General features: G+C 52.0%; 14 protein-coding genes. 6 read left to right on the forward strand and 8 right to left on the reverse strand.

The features are described 5' to 3' along the window. Window positions 1–62: 62 nt before the first annotated feature. From OGY06_RS20225 to lysC, 6 genes are all read right to left on the reverse strand, one after another. The gene (locus tag OGY06_RS20225) at window positions 63–821 is read right to left on the reverse strand and encodes a DeoR/GlpR family DNA-binding transcription regulator (protein WP_126957391.1); all 759 of its coding nucleotides are present in this window, start codon (window positions 819–821) and stop codon (window positions 63–65) included. Further along, window positions 808–1,671, reverse strand: a complete 864-nt coding sequence (locus tag OGY06_RS20230; RefSeq protein WP_193134906.1) for a Cof-type HAD-IIB family hydrolase — start codon at window positions 1,669–1,671, stop codon at window positions 808–810. The genes OGY06_RS20225 and OGY06_RS20230 overlap by 14 nt, the downstream gene beginning before the upstream one ends. Before the next feature lie 18 nt (window positions 1,672–1,689). Beyond that, window positions 1,690–2,529 carry a beta/alpha barrel domain-containing protein gene (locus OGY06_RS20235; protein WP_032942081.1) on the reverse strand — a complete coding sequence of 280 codons (840 nt, stop codon included), beginning with the start codon at window positions 2,527–2,529 and terminating at the stop codon, window positions 1,690–1,692. A 27-nt stretch (window positions 2,530–2,556) separates the two neighbouring features. Continuing rightward, complete coding sequence (locus OGY06_RS20240; RefSeq protein WP_185879296.1) at window positions 2,557–4,143, reverse strand: PTS sugar transporter; 1,587 nt, start codon at window positions 4,141–4,143, stop codon at window positions 2,557–2,559. Window positions 4,144–4,386: 243 nt separating this feature from the next. After that, the gene (gene panS / locus OGY06_RS20245) at window positions 4,387–5,325 is read right to left on the reverse strand and encodes a ketopantoate/pantoate/pantothenate transporter PanS (protein ID WP_126957387.1); all 939 of its coding nucleotides are present in this window, start codon (window positions 5,323–5,325) and stop codon (window positions 4,387–4,389) included. A gap of 87 nt (window positions 5,326–5,412) precedes the next feature. Continuing rightward, window positions 5,413–6,762, reverse strand: coding sequence for a lysine-sensitive aspartokinase 3 (lysC, locus tag OGY06_RS20250; protein WP_003826556.1), 1,350 nt, complete (start codon window positions 6,760–6,762; stop codon window positions 5,413–5,415). Window positions 6,763–7,076: 314 nt separating this feature from the next. Between lysC and pgi the strand changes: the two genes are divergently transcribed. From pgi to psiE, 6 genes are all read left to right on the forward strand, one after another. Beyond that, window positions 7,077–8,726, forward strand: coding sequence for a glucose-6-phosphate isomerase (gene pgi, locus OGY06_RS20255; protein WP_286605908.1), 1,650 nt, complete (start codon window positions 7,077–7,079; stop codon window positions 8,724–8,726). Between the two features lie 390 nt (window positions 8,727–9,116). After that, a complete protein-coding gene (yjbE, locus tag OGY06_RS20260) occupies window positions 9,117–9,359 on the forward strand; it encodes an exopolysaccharide production protein YjbE (RefSeq protein WP_003826562.1) in 243 nt (80 codons plus the stop codon). Between the two features lie 119 nt (window positions 9,360–9,478). Then, window positions 9,479–10,117, forward strand: coding sequence for a YjbF family lipoprotein (locus OGY06_RS20265; RefSeq protein WP_126957385.1), 639 nt, complete (start codon window positions 9,479–9,481; stop codon window positions 10,115–10,117). Then, window positions 10,114–10,851, forward strand: coding sequence for a capsule biosynthesis GfcC family protein (locus tag OGY06_RS20270; RefSeq protein ID WP_126957383.1), 738 nt, complete (start codon window positions 10,114–10,116; stop codon window positions 10,849–10,851). Before OGY06_RS20265 ends, OGY06_RS20270 begins: the two co-directional genes overlap by 4 nt. Next, entirely contained in the window at window positions 10,851–12,947 is a 2,097-nt protein-coding gene (locus OGY06_RS20275; RefSeq protein ID WP_286605909.1) for a YjbH domain-containing protein, read from the forward strand. The genes OGY06_RS20270 and OGY06_RS20275 overlap by 1 nt, the downstream gene beginning before the upstream one ends. 165 nt (window positions 12,948–13,112) lie before the next feature. Then, a complete protein-coding gene (psiE, locus tag OGY06_RS20280) occupies window positions 13,113–13,523 on the forward strand; it encodes a phosphate-starvation-inducible protein PsiE (RefSeq protein WP_063941223.1) in 411 nt (136 codons plus the stop codon). A gap of 45 nt (window positions 13,524–13,568) precedes the next feature. On the opposite strand, the gene xylE is transcribed toward psiE, so the two are convergent. Together xylE and malG are read right to left on the reverse strand one after the other, a co-directional pair. Then, complete coding sequence (gene xylE, locus OGY06_RS20285; protein WP_126957379.1) at window positions 13,569–15,044, reverse strand: D-xylose transporter XylE; 1,476 nt, start codon at window positions 15,042–15,044, stop codon at window positions 13,569–13,571. A 324-nt stretch (window positions 15,045–15,368) separates the two neighbouring features. Next, window positions 15,369–16,259, reverse strand: coding sequence for a maltose ABC transporter permease MalG (gene malG / locus OGY06_RS20290; RefSeq protein ID WP_003826575.1), 891 nt, complete (start codon window positions 16,257–16,259; stop codon window positions 15,369–15,371). Window positions 16,260–16,262 lie beyond the last annotated feature (3 nt).

Here is a 16,262-nt window from a genome sequence, read left to right on the forward strand (position 1 = left end):
CTGTTAGCCGATATCCTCAGTGTACGGTAATCCAGAACCTGCTGATAGCGTCATGTATTGTATTATTCAGCAATACGTAATTTTCCGGCGAAGTCCTGCTGTGTATAGCCCGTTGTTACGAATCGTTTGTCTGTGATGATGTTATCGATCTCTTTTAATGTGGCGATACACATCACTCCGTCCTGGCCAAATTTTGTATGGTCGGCAAGAATTACCGACTTTTTACTCATAGCAATCATTGATTTGGCAACATAGGCTTCATCGAAGCTTTTCACCAGCACACCATGTTGAGGTGAAATACCACCCGCGCCGATGAAGCAGATATCTGCGTGAATAGTGTTTATTTGCTGACAAACGGAGACGCCGAGATTGGCACGGAAATGGTAGTCATATTCACCACCTAATACATAAACGCGCGCTTTAAGATTATGTTCTTTTATTTTATCGGCAATTAAGGCTGAGTTAGTAATAACGGAGTAGGCCAGAGGAGGTAATTGTTCGGCCAGAATAAGATTTGTTGTACAGGAGTCAATGAATAGAGTGTCGTGCTCGCTGACCATCCCGGCGGCAAGTTTACCAATTGCCATTTTTTCTTCGCGGTGTATATCAATCCGCGCGCCAAATTCATCTTCCTGAACAACCTGCTTTTTGACGGCTCCGCCGTGAATCTTGGTAATTTGCCCTTCAGACTCCAGGATGGAGAGATCGCGGCGAATGGTCTCTGATGTGACTTTTAGCGTTTCCGATAATTTGATAACCGTCACTTCACCGAATTTATTTAATTCATCGAGGATATGTTTTCTTCTTTTAATCGGGTTCATTATTTTCCGCCAACGTCGTGCTTTGGCGCATGGTAACTGGATGTGCAGAGCAACGCAACCACTCCAGCGCACAGACAATACCCTCATCATCATTAGAGGCCGTCACATAGCTGGCTTGTCGTTTTACTACCTCAGGCGCATTCCCCATTGCAATACCAATGCCGGCGGCGGAAAACATACTGATATCGTTTTGCTGGTCGCCAATCGCCGCAACTTTATCGGCTGTTATATTTAGCTGGTGCATTAACATGCTAATAGCATAACCTTTATTTATTTCGCTACGTTGGATATCAATGTAATTCTCCCCAGTGATAGTCGCTGTATAGCCATAAGGCAATTTATTATTCACTTCTGCACATAGTGCATTTATTTTTAACTGCTCGGTAACGAGTGTGATTTTATAAATATCCTGCCGATTTAAAATATTTCCAGGCGCTGCCAAAATAAGTGGTAATTCAAATAAACGGGCTTCATAAGTTGTCCATGGCGCAATCTGTTGGTCGCAACGATGATAAATAGCATCGGCGCTAAAAAAGTGATGAGGACAGAGGGAAAGCGAAATATGCCAGTCAATATCCCGAAGATTCATACAAGAGAGCGCTGCAGTATGAATATTGTGCTGCTGCGCCATCTCGAGGATCTGACCTCCGTTAAAGCCTGCGCACCAGCCAAACAGCGCATTAACCTGCTGCTGCTGTAGCAGGCGCATCATAGAGGAGACCGGTCTGGCGGAACAGGCGGCCAACAGGCCACCGCGCTGGTGGAATTCTACGAGTGCTTGACGAGTGCGTGGACTGATTGTCTTTTGCGAAGTCAGTAGTGTTCCATCCAGATCGGTGACCAGTAACATGCTTTTTTTCCCTTAATATCAATGCGCAATAAACGGTGTGACAGCCTCTTTGGCGGCGTTGCAGACCATATTGTCGATTGCCGTACCGACGACCAGAATATTGACCCCGGTATCCTTAAACGCTTTGGCATTGGCGAGGTTAATTCCGCCTTCCGCCAGCGTCGGCACGCTTACCGCGCCGACCAGTGCCCACAGGCGATCTTTAATGGCTTGCGGAATATCACCTGCGGCTACGCCTTCGTAGCTCATACCGGTCATTAAACCAATCATGTCGACGCCAATTTCCTGCATCCGTTTTGCTACGCTGGCGACCTCTTCCGGAGTGCGTGCAGGAATACCGAAGGTATGCAGGTCATCCGGGTGACCAATATAAGCATCAACGGTCAGGCCATACTGATGGGCGAGATTAACGATGTCCTGTAGATCGTCCCAGTCGGATTTATGGGTGTGTAAGCCATCGGCACCAGCACGGGCAATCTCCAGTATCTCTGTTTCCGTGAGCGGGACTGGTAACGTTTCGGTAAAGCCACCTGCGATACCGACGGTAATGAAGATATCGTCAGGAACCACATTACGTACGCCATGTACTGCTTCGGCCATCTGGCTGTTGGTGATTTCGTGGCGGATTTGTTCTGCCGCGTGCATGTTGCTTACCCCCTTATGCCCACGCGCCAGCGCCAGTGCGGGATGGTTCGGTTCGAGCAGCTTAACGCCCGCCTCACATACTGCTTTTGCCAGACGCGCATCGTCGCCGGTTATCCCTGTACTGAGGATGGTCTGCCCGCCGTGCAGCGTGATGGCATCTTTCACTTTCTGTAACGCTTTAGCGCGTTTTTTATTCATATCGCCTTTAAACATGGTGTACCTCTGGTGTTGGTGCATTAATTAATGGGCTGACGCGGTAGATTCTTTCTGTGCGACAGCCTTAAAACGGTTGGCAATAATGGTGGAAATACAGGTCAGGCCCATGACGGTAACCATAACAATCGCCATTTGCAGCGCATTGCTGGATAAGAACGGAGAGGCAAATGCGGGGACATAAGCCACGCCTTTGACGTTAAAGAAACCCAGCATCACGCCGCCCAGACCGGCCCAAACGATCGCTGAACCAAAGACAATTTTGTTGGCAAACATGAACGGATAGGCCGATTCAACGAAGGTCCCAAAGCCGAGGTTGATAAGCAGGCCGGGCGTCGCGACGGCTGCTTCGCTTTTTTCTCGTGGTGCGATGACGTTAGCCAGGTTGATTCCTGCAGCAACCATCACCAGGCCTACCATATCGACAGCGCCGAGGAAGCTGACTCCGGATTTTTCCATTTCCAGGAGCACCAGCGGCAGAATGACTGCGTGATAGACTCCCCCCAGAATAGCTGGCCAGATAACCAACCCAGCCAGCAGGCCGGCAAGAATAGGGCTGAAGGCCAGCGTGCTTTCGATAGCCAGTTTGATGTAATTACCTGCTGACAGCGCCAGCGGACTCAGCAGATAGTGCATGATTAACCCAGCGGCCAGGCCTGAGATCCCACCCGCTACAATGTTGACGGTGGTCATCGGAAAGCGCCAATTCAGGCATAATTCGAACAGCCAACGAACGAAAATCCCGGCCATCAAACCACCGATGATCCCTCCAATCAGACCGCCTTCGACGGAAAGTACTCCGGCGACCACCCCGGCAACAATTGAGACTTCATCCAGTTCCGAAATCTGTTTTGCTGCGAGAACCGCAACTAAAACCGGTAGGCCCTTCAGTAGAATTTCAAAGATATCGTTGAGTTTTTCCAGGCCCGGAATGTGACTGAGTGCGAGCACGATTGCCATGGCAATAAAGCCCGGCAGCGCAGGGATCATTATGCTGCGAATATTGAAGCGCTTAAGCAGACTTTTTCCAGAACCGCCCTGTGAAGGAGAGGCACTGCCCAACTGTGGTTTGTATTTAACGCCCCAGTGCTTACACAGTGATGCGATGAAGGAGACTGCGCGGGTTCGGCTGGTGGTACCCGTCGTGCCCGAGGTTGCGACGATATTTGCCCCTTTTGCCGCCACTAGCGCCATTGAGGTTCCGCCGGTGCCAACAATCGGTGTTTTCATTTCAACAGCTGCGGCAAAGACCGCCTGGTTGGCCTTCACCGGATCGGCGCTCATCACGATGATCCCGTCGATCTCACCGTTACGGATCATTTTAGCAATCCTGCAATCGCTCTCAACTACCGAGTCGTTCACTTCTGAAAGTTTGCCCTGAAATATCCTTTGTGGTTTTTGTTGGTTTTCTGTGGTTAGTGAAAATACAGACGCTGGTGTGTGAGGTTTGGCAGCGTCCATTGAGGCCTCTGCCGCAATGAACTGCACAGCGGCAACTTCCACACCTGCGGCTTCGCACTGCTGGTAAATTTCCTGGAGTAGCTTTTCGGGTTCGGCACCACCCAGGTTGTAGAGGTTGCCTCCACTGCTTCCAATAATCGCAATTTTTTTCATAGCGGCCTCGAAGATAGGGTAAGGGTTTATCTGTGTTGTAGTGGAATCATATTCCCAATTAAAACAAACCAAATCAACATGCAAAAAATGATTGAACTGGGGTTTGAAACAGGTTTATTTGTATATTTGATTGAAATATAACAATTAAATAATTATTTTGTTTTGTGTTGATATTTGTTGTTTTGTGATGGGGTTCAAATGCAGGTAGGGAGAAATGGAGGATGCCTCCTCCATTTATGAAGATTAGTGTTGTTTTACTGCGTGTGGTTTCTCTTCAATCGGCTTGCCGGACCAGTAGCCTGCCAGCAGCGAACCGGAAAGGTTATGCCAGACGGAGAACAACGCGCCGGGCAGGGCGGCAAGCGGGCCAAAGTAGATCTTGCCCAGCGCAGCGGCAAGTCCCGAATTCTGCATGCCCACTTCGATTGCCAACGTACGGCAGGTTGACTCGTCGAAACCAAACAGTTTTCCGCCCCAGTAGCCGCCGAGCAGGCCAATGGTGTTATGCAGGATTACGGCGATAATCACCACAAAGCCGACAGATGCAATGTGCGAGGCAGAACCCGCTACGACGGCGCTGATGATCGCCAGAATGCACACCATTGAAAATGCGGGCAGATACGGTTCCACGGCTTTTACGACGCGTGGGAACAGGTGGTGAATGACCAACCCCAACGCAATCGGAATGACCACGATCTGCAGGATACTCAGCAGCATACCCATCACATCTACCTGGATATGCGCGTCGACATACAGCCGTGTAAGCAGCGGTGTGGCGACAACGCCCACCAGCGTTGAAACCGATGAAATAGTCACAGAGAGTGCCACATCGCCTTTTGCCAGATAGATCATTACGTTTGATGCTGTTCCGCTGGCGACGCTACCGACCAGCACCATCCCTGCGGACAATTCCGGCGGCATATTAAATGCCAGCGCTAAAATCCATGCGGCGAGCGGCATCACCAGATAGTGCAGGAAAATACCCGCCGCGACTGGTGCAGGACGTGAGAGTACGCGTTTAAAGTCGTCTACCTTCAGGTGAACGCCCATACCGAACATGATCAGCATCAGTAACGACGGCACGAATGGCCCGACAGGCGTAAAGGTGGTGGGCGTGTAATACGCAACAACAGAGAGCAGCAGTGCCCATAACGGGAACAGCCGCGTGAGAGTAGCGAGCATGTTATATTCCTTGCGATTGAAATGTGTTGTTATAAAAAAGCCGGGTTCGAGCCCGGCTATCGTTATTGTTTATTGCGTGATGAAATTTTATTCAAACAAATTATGGTGCAGCTTCTGTACCACTTGTTCGGCTTCAGTACCGGGCACCAGGAAGCACAGGTTATGGCTGGATGCGCCGTAGCAAATCATGCGGATGTTGAACGGTTCCAGTACGCCGAACACCTCTTTACCCACGCCACAGGCTTTGGACAGGTCGTTGCCAATCAGTGCCACCAGCGCCAGGCCTTCTTCCACTTCAACCCGACACAGTGCAGACAGTTCCATCAGCAGAGACTGTGTTAACAGTGTATCGCCGGTGGAGGTGGAGCCTGTAGTATCCAGTGTCAGCGCCACGCTGACTTCGGATGTGGTAATCAAATCTACCGAGATATTGTGGCGTGCCAGGATGCCGAACACTTCCGCTAAAAAGCCGCGAGAGTGCAGCATATTCAGGCTATGCAGCGTTAGCAGCGTTTGCTTACGGCGCAGTGCCAGCGCCCGGAACAGCGGTGGATTCGCGGTTTTATTGCATACCAGCGTACCGCCTGCTTTTGGATCCTTACTGGAGCCAACAAACACCGGGATATCGCTACGCACGGCTGGCAACAACGTTGCCGGGTGCAGCACTTTCGCGCCAAAGGTCGCCATTTCTGCGGCCTCTTCAAAGGCGATTTCATCAATACGCTGCGCCGCCGGAACAACGCGCGGATCGGTCGTGTAAATGCCAGGAACATCGGTCCAGATATCGACGCGCGTGGCGTGCAGCGCTTCGGCCAGCAGGGCAGCCGTATAATCGCTCCCGCCGCGCCCCAACGTGGTGGTGCGGCCTTTACCTTCACTGCCGATAAAGCCCTGAGTAATCACCAGACCTTCGCTCAGACGCGGGGCCAACTGGAGCGTTGCCAGTTCGGCTAGCGCCGCGACGTCAGGCTCTGCGCGGCCAAAACGATCGTTGGTGCGCATCACTTTACGTACGTCAAACCACTGCGCCTGCACGTTGCGCTCACGCAGGATCTCGACGAACAGCAGGGTAGACATCAGTTCACCGTGGCTGACCAGTTCGTCGGTCAGCGCGGTTGAGGTCGCCAGTGACGCCGCTTCTGCCAGCGTGGTGATGTTTTCCAGCAGACGTTCGATCTCTTCACGGATCACGTTTGGATAACGCAGGCGCTCCAGAATATTGAACTGAATTTGACGAATGGCATCGAGTTTTTCGAAGCGCGCGGTTGGCTCCAGCCCTTCAGCCAGTGCGACCAGCAGGTTGGTGATCCCCGCAGAAGCGGAAAGTACCACTACACGGACGTTAGCATCAGAAAGCACTACATCAGCGCTGCGATTCATGGCATCAAAATCCGCCACGCTGGTACCGCCAAACTTGGAGACAACTACATCAGTCATAACTACCTCGTGTCAGGGAATGAATAGAGCGACCATGGCACATAAGGCAGAACAGAAACCGGTGCAGGCGCAAATGCAAATACCGTATTTATAAATAAAATGTGTAGCTTGCACTGTCAACGCTGGGATTATGCGGATTTTTCATGCTGCAACTGCGTTGAGTAACGGTACTAATAACAACGCTGATAACCGCTATACTTTTTAGCCACGTTTGGCGGATGCCCTGGCAATGGCATTAAAACAATCACACTTTTCTGTGACTGGCGTTACAATCGATCTCAGTCACAATTCTCAAAATCAGAAGAGTATTGCTAATGAAAAACATCAATCCAACGCAGACCTCAGCCTGGCAGGCACTACAAAAACACTTTGAAGAAATGAAAGACGTTACTATCGCGGATCTTTTCGCGAAAGATAGCGATCGTTTCACTAAGTTTTCCGCGACGTTTGACGATTTGATGCTGGTGGATTTCTCCAAAAACCGCATCACTGAAGAGACGCTGGCTAAACTGCAGGATCTGGCGAAAGAAACCGATTTGGCGGGCGCCATCAAGTCCATGTTCTCCGGTGAGAAAATCAACCGCACTGAAGACCGTGCCGTGCTGCACGTGGCGCTGCGCAACCGTAGCAATACGCCTATCATCGTTGACGGCAAAGATGTCATGCCGGAAGTGAATGCTGTGCTGGAGAAGATGAAATCCTTCTCTGAAGCGATCATCTCCGGAAGCTGGAAAGGCTATACCGGTAAAGCCATCACTGATGTAGTAAACATCGGTATCGGCGGTTCTGACCTCGGCCCGTTCATGGTGACCGAAGCGCTGCGTCCGTACAAAAATCACCTGAACATGCACTTTGTGTCTAACGTCGATGGTACGCACATTGCCGAAGTGCTGAAGAAAGTGAACCCGGAAACCACGCTGTTCCTGGTCGCTTCCAAAACCTTCACCACCCAGGAAACCATGACCAACGCCCACAGCGCGCGCGACTGGTTCCTGGCGACCGCAGGCGACAACAAGCACGTTGCCAAACACTTCGCTGCGCTCTCCACTAACGGTAAAGCGGTTGGCGAGTTCGGTATTGATACTGCCAATATGTTCGAGTTCTGGGACTGGGTAGGCGGTCGTTACTCCCTGTGGTCTGCAATCGGTCTGTCCATCATCCTGTCCGTAGGCTTCGACAACTTTGTTGAGCTGCTCTCCGGCGCGCATGCGATGGACAAACACTTCTCCACCACTCCGGCTGAGAAAAACCTGCCGGTGCTGCTGGCGCTGATCGGTATCTGGTACAACAACTTCTTCGGTGCCGAAACCGAAGCGATTCTGCCGTATGACCAGTATATGCACCGTTTCGCGGCTTACTTCCAGCAGGGCAACATGGAATCCAACGGTAAATACGTTGACCGTAACGGCAATGCGGTGGATTACCAGACTGGCCCAATCATCTGGGGTGAGCCGGGTACTAACGGCCAGCATGCGTTCTACCAGCTGATCCACCAGGGCACCAAAATGGTTCCATGCGATTTCATCGCGCCGGCCATCACCCACAACCCGCTGTCGGATCACCATCCGAAACTGCTGTCTAACTTCTTCGCGCAAACCGAAGCGCTGGCATTCGGTAAATCTCGTGAAGTGGTTGAGCAGGAATACCGCGACCAGGGTAAAGATCCGGCAACGTTGGACCACGTTGTGCCGTTCAAAGTGTTCGAAGGTAACCGCCCAACGAACTCCATCCTGCTGCGCGAAATCACGCCGTTCAGCCTGGGTGCGCTGATTGCACTGTACGAACATAAAATCTTCACTCAGGGCGCTATCCTGAATATCTTCACCTTTGACCAGTGGGGCGTTGAGCTGGGCAAACAGCTGGCGAACCGCATTCTGCCAGAGCTGAAAGATGGTTCAGAAGTGAGCTGCCACGACAGTTCTACCAACGGTTTGATTAACCGTTATAAGTCCTGGCGTGCCTGATAGCACACACTTGTAGGCCGGATAAGGCGTTTAGCCGCATCCGGCATTAATGAAATAAAAAGCCGATATTAATATCGGCTTTTTTGTAAGAATGCTCCAGGATATCTACGTTTTAACTTCATACCTTAATTGAGCTTAATCCTAAAATAATTTTCTTAATGTTATTCAAATTCTTATTTTTTCGGATTTACCGGATATTGCATTTTAATTTTTATATTTTAATTTATTGATTTAGTTGTCTTTATTATATTTTTAATCATTTTTCCTTTCGTTATCTAATTATCCTAAATTCCCGCATGGTGTAATTTGCACACTTTGGTTTGTGTATACTCGATCTCGCCCGAAATTCTTTTGGGTAAATCTCCATTCATACAATGAAGGGAATTTTTAATGAAAAAAGTTCTGTATGGCCTGTGGGCTATATCTGCGCTTGCGGCGACTTCTGTCTATGCTGCCCCCGTTCAGGTGGGTGAGGCGGCAGGGTCGGCTGCCGCGTCGGTTTCGGCAGGAAGTTCCTCCGCAACCAGCGTGAGCACCGTAAGTTCTGCAGTGGGGGTCGCCCTGGCGGCGACCGGTGGTGGCGATGGTTCTAATACCGGAACCACAACCACTACAACCACCAGTACCCAGTAATAAAGGTACGTTTAATTCTAACCACACTTCGGTGTGGTTATTTTGGAATCGCCAAAAGTCTGTGGGATTTGTAGACCGGGTAAGCGTCGCGCCACCCGGCAATAATGCGGAGAAACGTCGTGAAGCGACCAGCGCTCATAATGGTTTGCCTGTTACTGCAGGCGTGCTCAGCCACCACCGAAGGGTTGGGACATTCGCTGTGGGATAGCGTGTTTGGTACTCCCGGCGTACAGATGACGGACGATGAAATCCAAAATATGCCCTACGCCAGCCAGTATATGCAGCTAAACGGCGGCCCCCAGCTGTTTGTGGTACTCGCGTTTGCGGAAAACGGACAGCAGAAATGGGTGACTCAGGATCGGGCTATTCTCGTCACGCAGCATGGGCGCATTGTGAAAACGCATCTCGGTGGGGACAACCTAATCGAGGTGAATAATCTGGCGGCAGACCCACTCATCAAACCCAATCAGATAGTCGATGGCGTAACGTGGACCCGCACAATGGGCTGGACTGAACATCAGCAGGTACGCTATGCCACCGCGCGCTCGGTTTTCAAATGGGATGGCGCAGACACCATCAAGGTCGGCAGCGATGACACGCCGGTACGGATCCTCGATGAAGAGGTAACCACCGATCAAACGCGCTGGCATAACCGCTACTGGATCGACAGTGAAGGGCAGATTCGCCAGTCGGAACAGTATCTTGGCGCGCATTACTTCCCGGTGAAAACCACGCTGATTAAGGCGGCAAAATCATGATCAAACGAGCCGTTATGGCGCTGCTGTTGAGCCTGAGCGCAGCGTCTGTTTTTGCTGCGGGCAGCGTTAAGGTCTTTACCTCTGCCAGCGAAGAGCCAAAAACGCTGACCGGGGCCGAACATCTGCTCGACCTGGTCGGACAGCCGCTGTTGAGCAATAGCTGGTGGCCAGGTGCGGTTATCAGCGAAGAGCGGGCAACGACGGAGGCGGGACGTCAGCAGCAGGCGTTACTGGCTCGCCTGGCGACGCTGGGCGCTGAAGAAAGCGGTGACGATGCTGCCGCTATCAACGCATTACGCCAGCAAATTCAGGCGTTGAAGGTGACCGGCAGGCAGATGATTAATCTTGACCCGGATGTTGTGCGCGTCAGCGAGCGAGGCAACCCGCCGTTGCAGGGCAATTACACGCTGTGGGTCGGAGCGCAGCCAACGCATATCACGCTGTTTGGCCTGCTAAGCCATCCGGGTAAACAACCGTTTATGCCCGGGCGTGATGTTGCCAGTTATCTCGATGGGCAAAGTCGGCTCAGCGGCGCGGATCGTAGCTTCGCCTGGGTTATCTATCCCGACGGGCGCACGCAAAAAGTACCGGTCGCTTACTGGAACAAACGTCACGTTGAGCCGATGCCCGGCAGCATCATTTATGTCGGACTCTCTGATGCTGTCTGGAGCAGCACCCCGGATGAAATTAATGCCGACATTCTTCGCACCCTGACCCAGCGGATACCCGAATAATGAGAAAAACTTACCTGCTCAGCGTATTGGCGCTGGGCGTAAGCGTTGCCTGCCATGGTGAAACCTGGCCCGCGCCCATTGGACCTTCGCAGTCCGATTTTGGCGGCGTGGGGCTGCTGCAAACCCCAACCGCACGCATGGCGCGCGAGGGCGAAATGAGCCTCAATTACCGCGATAACGATCAGTACCGCTACTACTCTGCGTCGGTGCAGCTCTTCCCGTGGCTGGAAACCACGCTGCGCTATACCGATGTGCGTACCAAAAAATACAGTAGCGTGGAGTCGTTTTCTGGCGATCAGACTTACAAGGATAAAGCTTTTGATCTCAAACTACGGCTGTGGGAAGAGAGCTACTGGATGCCGCAGGTGGCGGTTGGCGCGCGAGATATTGGCGGAACTGGCCTGTTCGATGCGGAGTATATTGTGGCGAATAAAGCCTGGGGGCCGTTTGATTTCTCGCTTGGCCTGGGCTGGGGATATCTCGGGACCAGCGGTAACGTCAGCAATCCGTTTTGCTCATACAGCGATAAATTCTGCTATCGCGATAACAGCTACAAGCAGGCCGGTTCTATTGACGGCAGCCAGATGTTCCACGGCCCGGCATCGCTGTTTGGCGGCGTCGAGTATCAGACACCCTGGCAGCCGTTGCGTCTGAAACTGGAGTATGAGGGAAACAATTACCAGCAGGATTTTGCGGGCAAGCTGGATCAGAAGAGCAAGTTTAACGTCGGCGCTATTTATCGCGCCACCGATTGGGCCGACGTTAACCTCAGCTATGAGCGCGGGAACACCTTTATGTTTGGGGTCACGCTGCGGACTAACTTCAACGATCTGCGGCCAAACTATAACGACAACGCCCGCCCGAAATATCAGCCACAGCCGCAGGATGCCATCCTGCAACACTCGGTGGTGGCGAATCAGTTAACGCTGCTGAAATATAACGCCGGACTGGCCGATCCTAAAATTCAGGTGCAGGGCGATACGCTGTATGTGACCGGTGAACAGGTGAAATATCGTGATTCGCGCGAAGGGATCGAACGTGCCAACCGGATCGTGATGAACGATCTTCCCGACGGGATCCGCACGATCCGTATTACGGAAAATCGTCTTAACTTACCGCAGGTGACGACCGGAACGGAGGTTTCCAGCCTCAAGCGTCATCTGGAAGGCGAACCGTTGGGCCATGAAACCCAGCTGGCGCAAAAACGCGTTGAGCCTGTGGTGCCGAAAACGACCGAGCAGGGCTGGTATATCGATAAGTCACGCTTCGATTTCCACATCGATCCGGTGCTTAACCAGTCGGTGGGCGGCCCGGAAAACTTCTATATGTATCAGTTGGGCGTGATGGGAACAGCGGATTGGTGGGTGACCGATCACCTGCTGACCACCGGAAGTTTGTTCGCCAACCTCGCCAATAACTATGACAAATTTAACTACACCAACCCGCCGCAGGATTCGCATTTGCCACGAGTGCGTACCCATGTGCGCGAGTATGTGCAAAACGATGTCTACGTGAATAACCTGCAGGCCAACTACTTCCAGTCACTCGGAAACGGGTTCTACGGACAGGTTTATGGTGGCTATCTGGAAACCATGTACGGCGGAGCGGGGGCAGAAGTGCTGTATCGTCCGCTGGACAGCAGCTGGGCGTTTGGTGTTGATGCCAACTACGTGAAACAGCGTGACTGGCGTAGCGCGCAGGATATGATGAAATTCACCGACTACAGCGTGAAGACCGGGCATTTGACGGCGTACTGGAATCCGTCATTCGCTCAGGATGTACTGGTGAAAGCCAGCGTGGGCCAGTATCTGGCGGGAGATAAGGGCGGAACGCTGGAAGTGGCGAAGCGCTTTGACAGCGGCGTTGTGGTCGGCGGCTATGCGACCATCACCGACGCCTCGCCGGATGAGTACGGAGAGGGTGATTTTACCAAAGGGGTGTACGTATCCGTGCCGCTGGATCTGTTCTCGTCTGGCCCGACCCGCAGCCGTGCGGCGATTGGCTGGACGCCGTTAACGCGTGATGGCGGCCAGCAGCTTGGACGTAAGTTTGGTCTGTACGACATGACCAGCGACAGAAGTGAAAACTTCCGGTAATACGCGATCGCCTGGTGCGCAGAGCTTACCGGGCCGTAGGCCGGATAAGTCAAAGCCGCCATCCGGCAAGGACCTTCTGGAGAACAAAAAATAAACAAAAAATGTAGATCTCTGTCACATTTTTGCGTTATACAGGAACCTCGCCACTGAGTAAGAGGTGCTGTTATGACGTCGCTATCTCGTCCGCGCGTGGAGTTTATCTCCACCATCTTACAGACCGTGTTGAATCTGGGGCTGCTGACTCTGGGCCTGATCCTGGTTGTATTCCTCGGGAAAGAAACGCTGCATCTGGCGGATGTGCTGTTCGCGCCGGAACAAACAAGCAAGTATGAGCTGGTGGAAGGGCTGGTGGTTTACTTCCTCTACTTTGAATTTATCGCGCTGATTGTGAAGTACTTTCAGTCAGGGTTTCACTTTCCGTTGCGCTATTTTGTCTATATTGGGATCACCGCGATTGTGCGGTTGATCATCGTCGATCATAAAGCACCGATGGATGTACTGATCTATTCCGCGGCGATCCTGCTGCTGGTGATCACCCTGTGGCTGTGTAATTCCAAACGGCTGAAGCGAGAGTAAAAGATAACACGCCGCAATCGGGCTGCGGCGTGTTGCAGGTCAGGATTACTGCGCAGAGGCAGGCTGGGTTTTCTCTGTGGCGGGTTCCCACAGTTCTTCAAGTTCTTCCAGCGTTTTGCCTTTGGTTTCCGGTACAAACTTCCACATAAACAGCGCCGCCAGAATACCCATACAACCGTAAATCCAGTAGGAGAAACCGTTGTGGAAATGGGAAACCAGCCACGAATTTTTGTCCATCATCGGGAAGGTCCAGGAGACGAAGTAGTTCGCCAGCCATTGAGCGGCAACGGCAATGGCGAGCGCTTTGCCACGAATCGCATTGGGGAAGATTTCTGCCAGCAACACCCAGCAAACCGGTCCCCAGGACATGGCGAATGCGGCGACGTAAAACAGCATCGACAGCAGAGCAACCAGCCCGGAAGCCTGGGTATAAAACGCGGTACCGAGGCTGAACATACCGATGGCCATGCCCAGAGCGCCAATAATCTGCAGCGGTTTTCGACCAAATTTATCCACCGTCATGATCGCCAGCACGGTGAAGCTCAGGTTGATCACGCCAACAATGATGGTCTGTAACAGCGCCACATCGGTGCTGGCTCCCAGCGTTTTAAACACCTCCGGGGCGTAGTAGAGCACGACGTTAATACCGACGAATTGCTGGAAGATGGACAGCATTACGCCGATGACGATAACGCCTGCGCCAAACATCAGCAGGCGGCCGCCGGTTTTACGACCATGTTCCAGAGACTGATTGATCTCCTGCATGGCCTGGGTGGCGAGGGCGCTGCCCATAATTTTGCGCAGAATACCTTCCGCCTGCTCGTGTCTGCCACGTGCCATCAGCCAGCGCGGGCTTTCTGGTACGGTGTACAGCAGCAGTAAAAACAGCAGGGCGGGAATACTTTCGGACGCAAACATATAGCGCCAGCCATCGGTATTCAGCCAGTTGGCGTCGCCTGAACGTGCGATAAAATAGTTAACGCAATACACTAACAGTTGACCAAAAATAATGGCGAACTGGTTAAATGACACCAGTTTCCCGCGAATGTGTGCGGGCGCCAGTTCTGCAATATACATTGGTGAGAGCATTGAAGCTAAACCTACGCCAATACCCCCAATGATACGATAAATAACAAATTCGGGAACGTATCCGGCTAAATAAACGGGTACGGCGTTATCTGGGTTAATAGTCGTAAAACCTAATTCTGGCCAGGCGGAACCAATACCGGAAATAAAGAACAGCAGAGCCGCGATTTTCAGCGAGTCCCGGCGGCCAAACCGGTTACTACAATAGCCGCCCAGGGCACCGCCGATGATGCAGCCTATCAACGCACTGGCGACGCAAAAGCCCAACAGCGAGTTGGCGGCGGATTCACTTAAATGTTGTGGGGCGACAAACACGGTATTCAGGGATTCTACCGTTCCGGATATGACCGCAGTGTCGTAGCCGAATAATAGCCCTCCTAACGTTGCCACTAATGTAATCGAAAAAATATAACTGGAATTATATTGAGAGTTCATTCAGACCTGCCTTAGAGGATACAGCTCTTTTGATCAGTGCCGTGATGTTGAATTTAACAGGCAGGGAAGACAATTATCATTTTTTACATTGCAATTACGTTTTGTCTTTTCTGTGATCTTAATTCTGTTTGATTTATCTATATTCAGACAGGAAATAGAATTGCAGTGATGGAGAGCACGAAAGGAAATAATCGTAACAGTGATGCAAAATAACATAAAAAAAGGGCGCTCCGTAGAGCGCCGAATAACAGTCACAGGTTGGGATAACATAAGTTGAGGGTTGCAGTGGCATTGCCCGTTGCCGGGCAGGTACTTCGGTAAAACTTAACCTTTCACACCACCCGCGGTCAGACCGTTGACTAGCCAGCGCTGCGCCAGCAAGAACACCAGAGTGATCGGAATGGCTGAAAGTACAGCCGCGGCGGCAAAGTCGCCCCACAAATAGTTCTGTGGGTTGAGGTACTGCTGCATACCTACCGCAAGGGTATAGCTGTTCACATCACGCAGCAGCAGTGACGCGACCGGTACTTCGGTAATAGCGGCAATGAAAGACAGAATAAACACGACCGCCAGAATCGGAACGGAAAGCGGCAGCAGCACCAGGCGGAATGCCTGCCACGGCGTAGCGCCATCCAGCGCGGCCGCTTCTTCCAGTGAACCGTCGATAGTTTCGAAATAGCCCTTTATCGTCCATACATGCAGCGCAATACCGCCGAGGTAGGCGAAGATCACGCCGCCGTGCGTGTTCAGGCCGATAAACGGAATGTACTGGCCCAGGCGATCAAACAAAGCATACAACGCGACCAGAGACAGCACCGCCGGGAACATCTGGAAAATCAGCATCCCTTTCAGCAGGGTTGCTTTGCCCGGGAAACGCATACGAGCAAAGGCGTAAGCACAGGTAGTGGAAAGTGTCACGATACCGATCGCGGTAATGCTGGCCACTTTCACCGAGTTCCACAGCCATAACAGTACCGGGAACGGCGGTGGCGTCACACGGCCATCCGCGTGTTCAACGCTAAAGCCCAGCGCCAGTTTCCAGTGTTCCCAGGAGATGTTTTCCGGGATCAGGCTGCCGGTGGCAAAGTTACCTTCGCGCAGCGAGATAGCGATAACCATCAGCAGCGGGAACATGATCGCCGCGATAAAAATCAGCAGCCCTAAGTGCGTTGCGAATAAACGTAACTTTTGTGATTTCGGTTGGACCATAGCCATTGT

This window comes from Citrobacter sp. Cpo147 (assembly GCF_030332405.1).
GTDB classification, from domain to species: Bacteria; Pseudomonadota; Gammaproteobacteria; order Enterobacterales; family Enterobacteriaceae; genus Citrobacter; species Citrobacter portucalensis.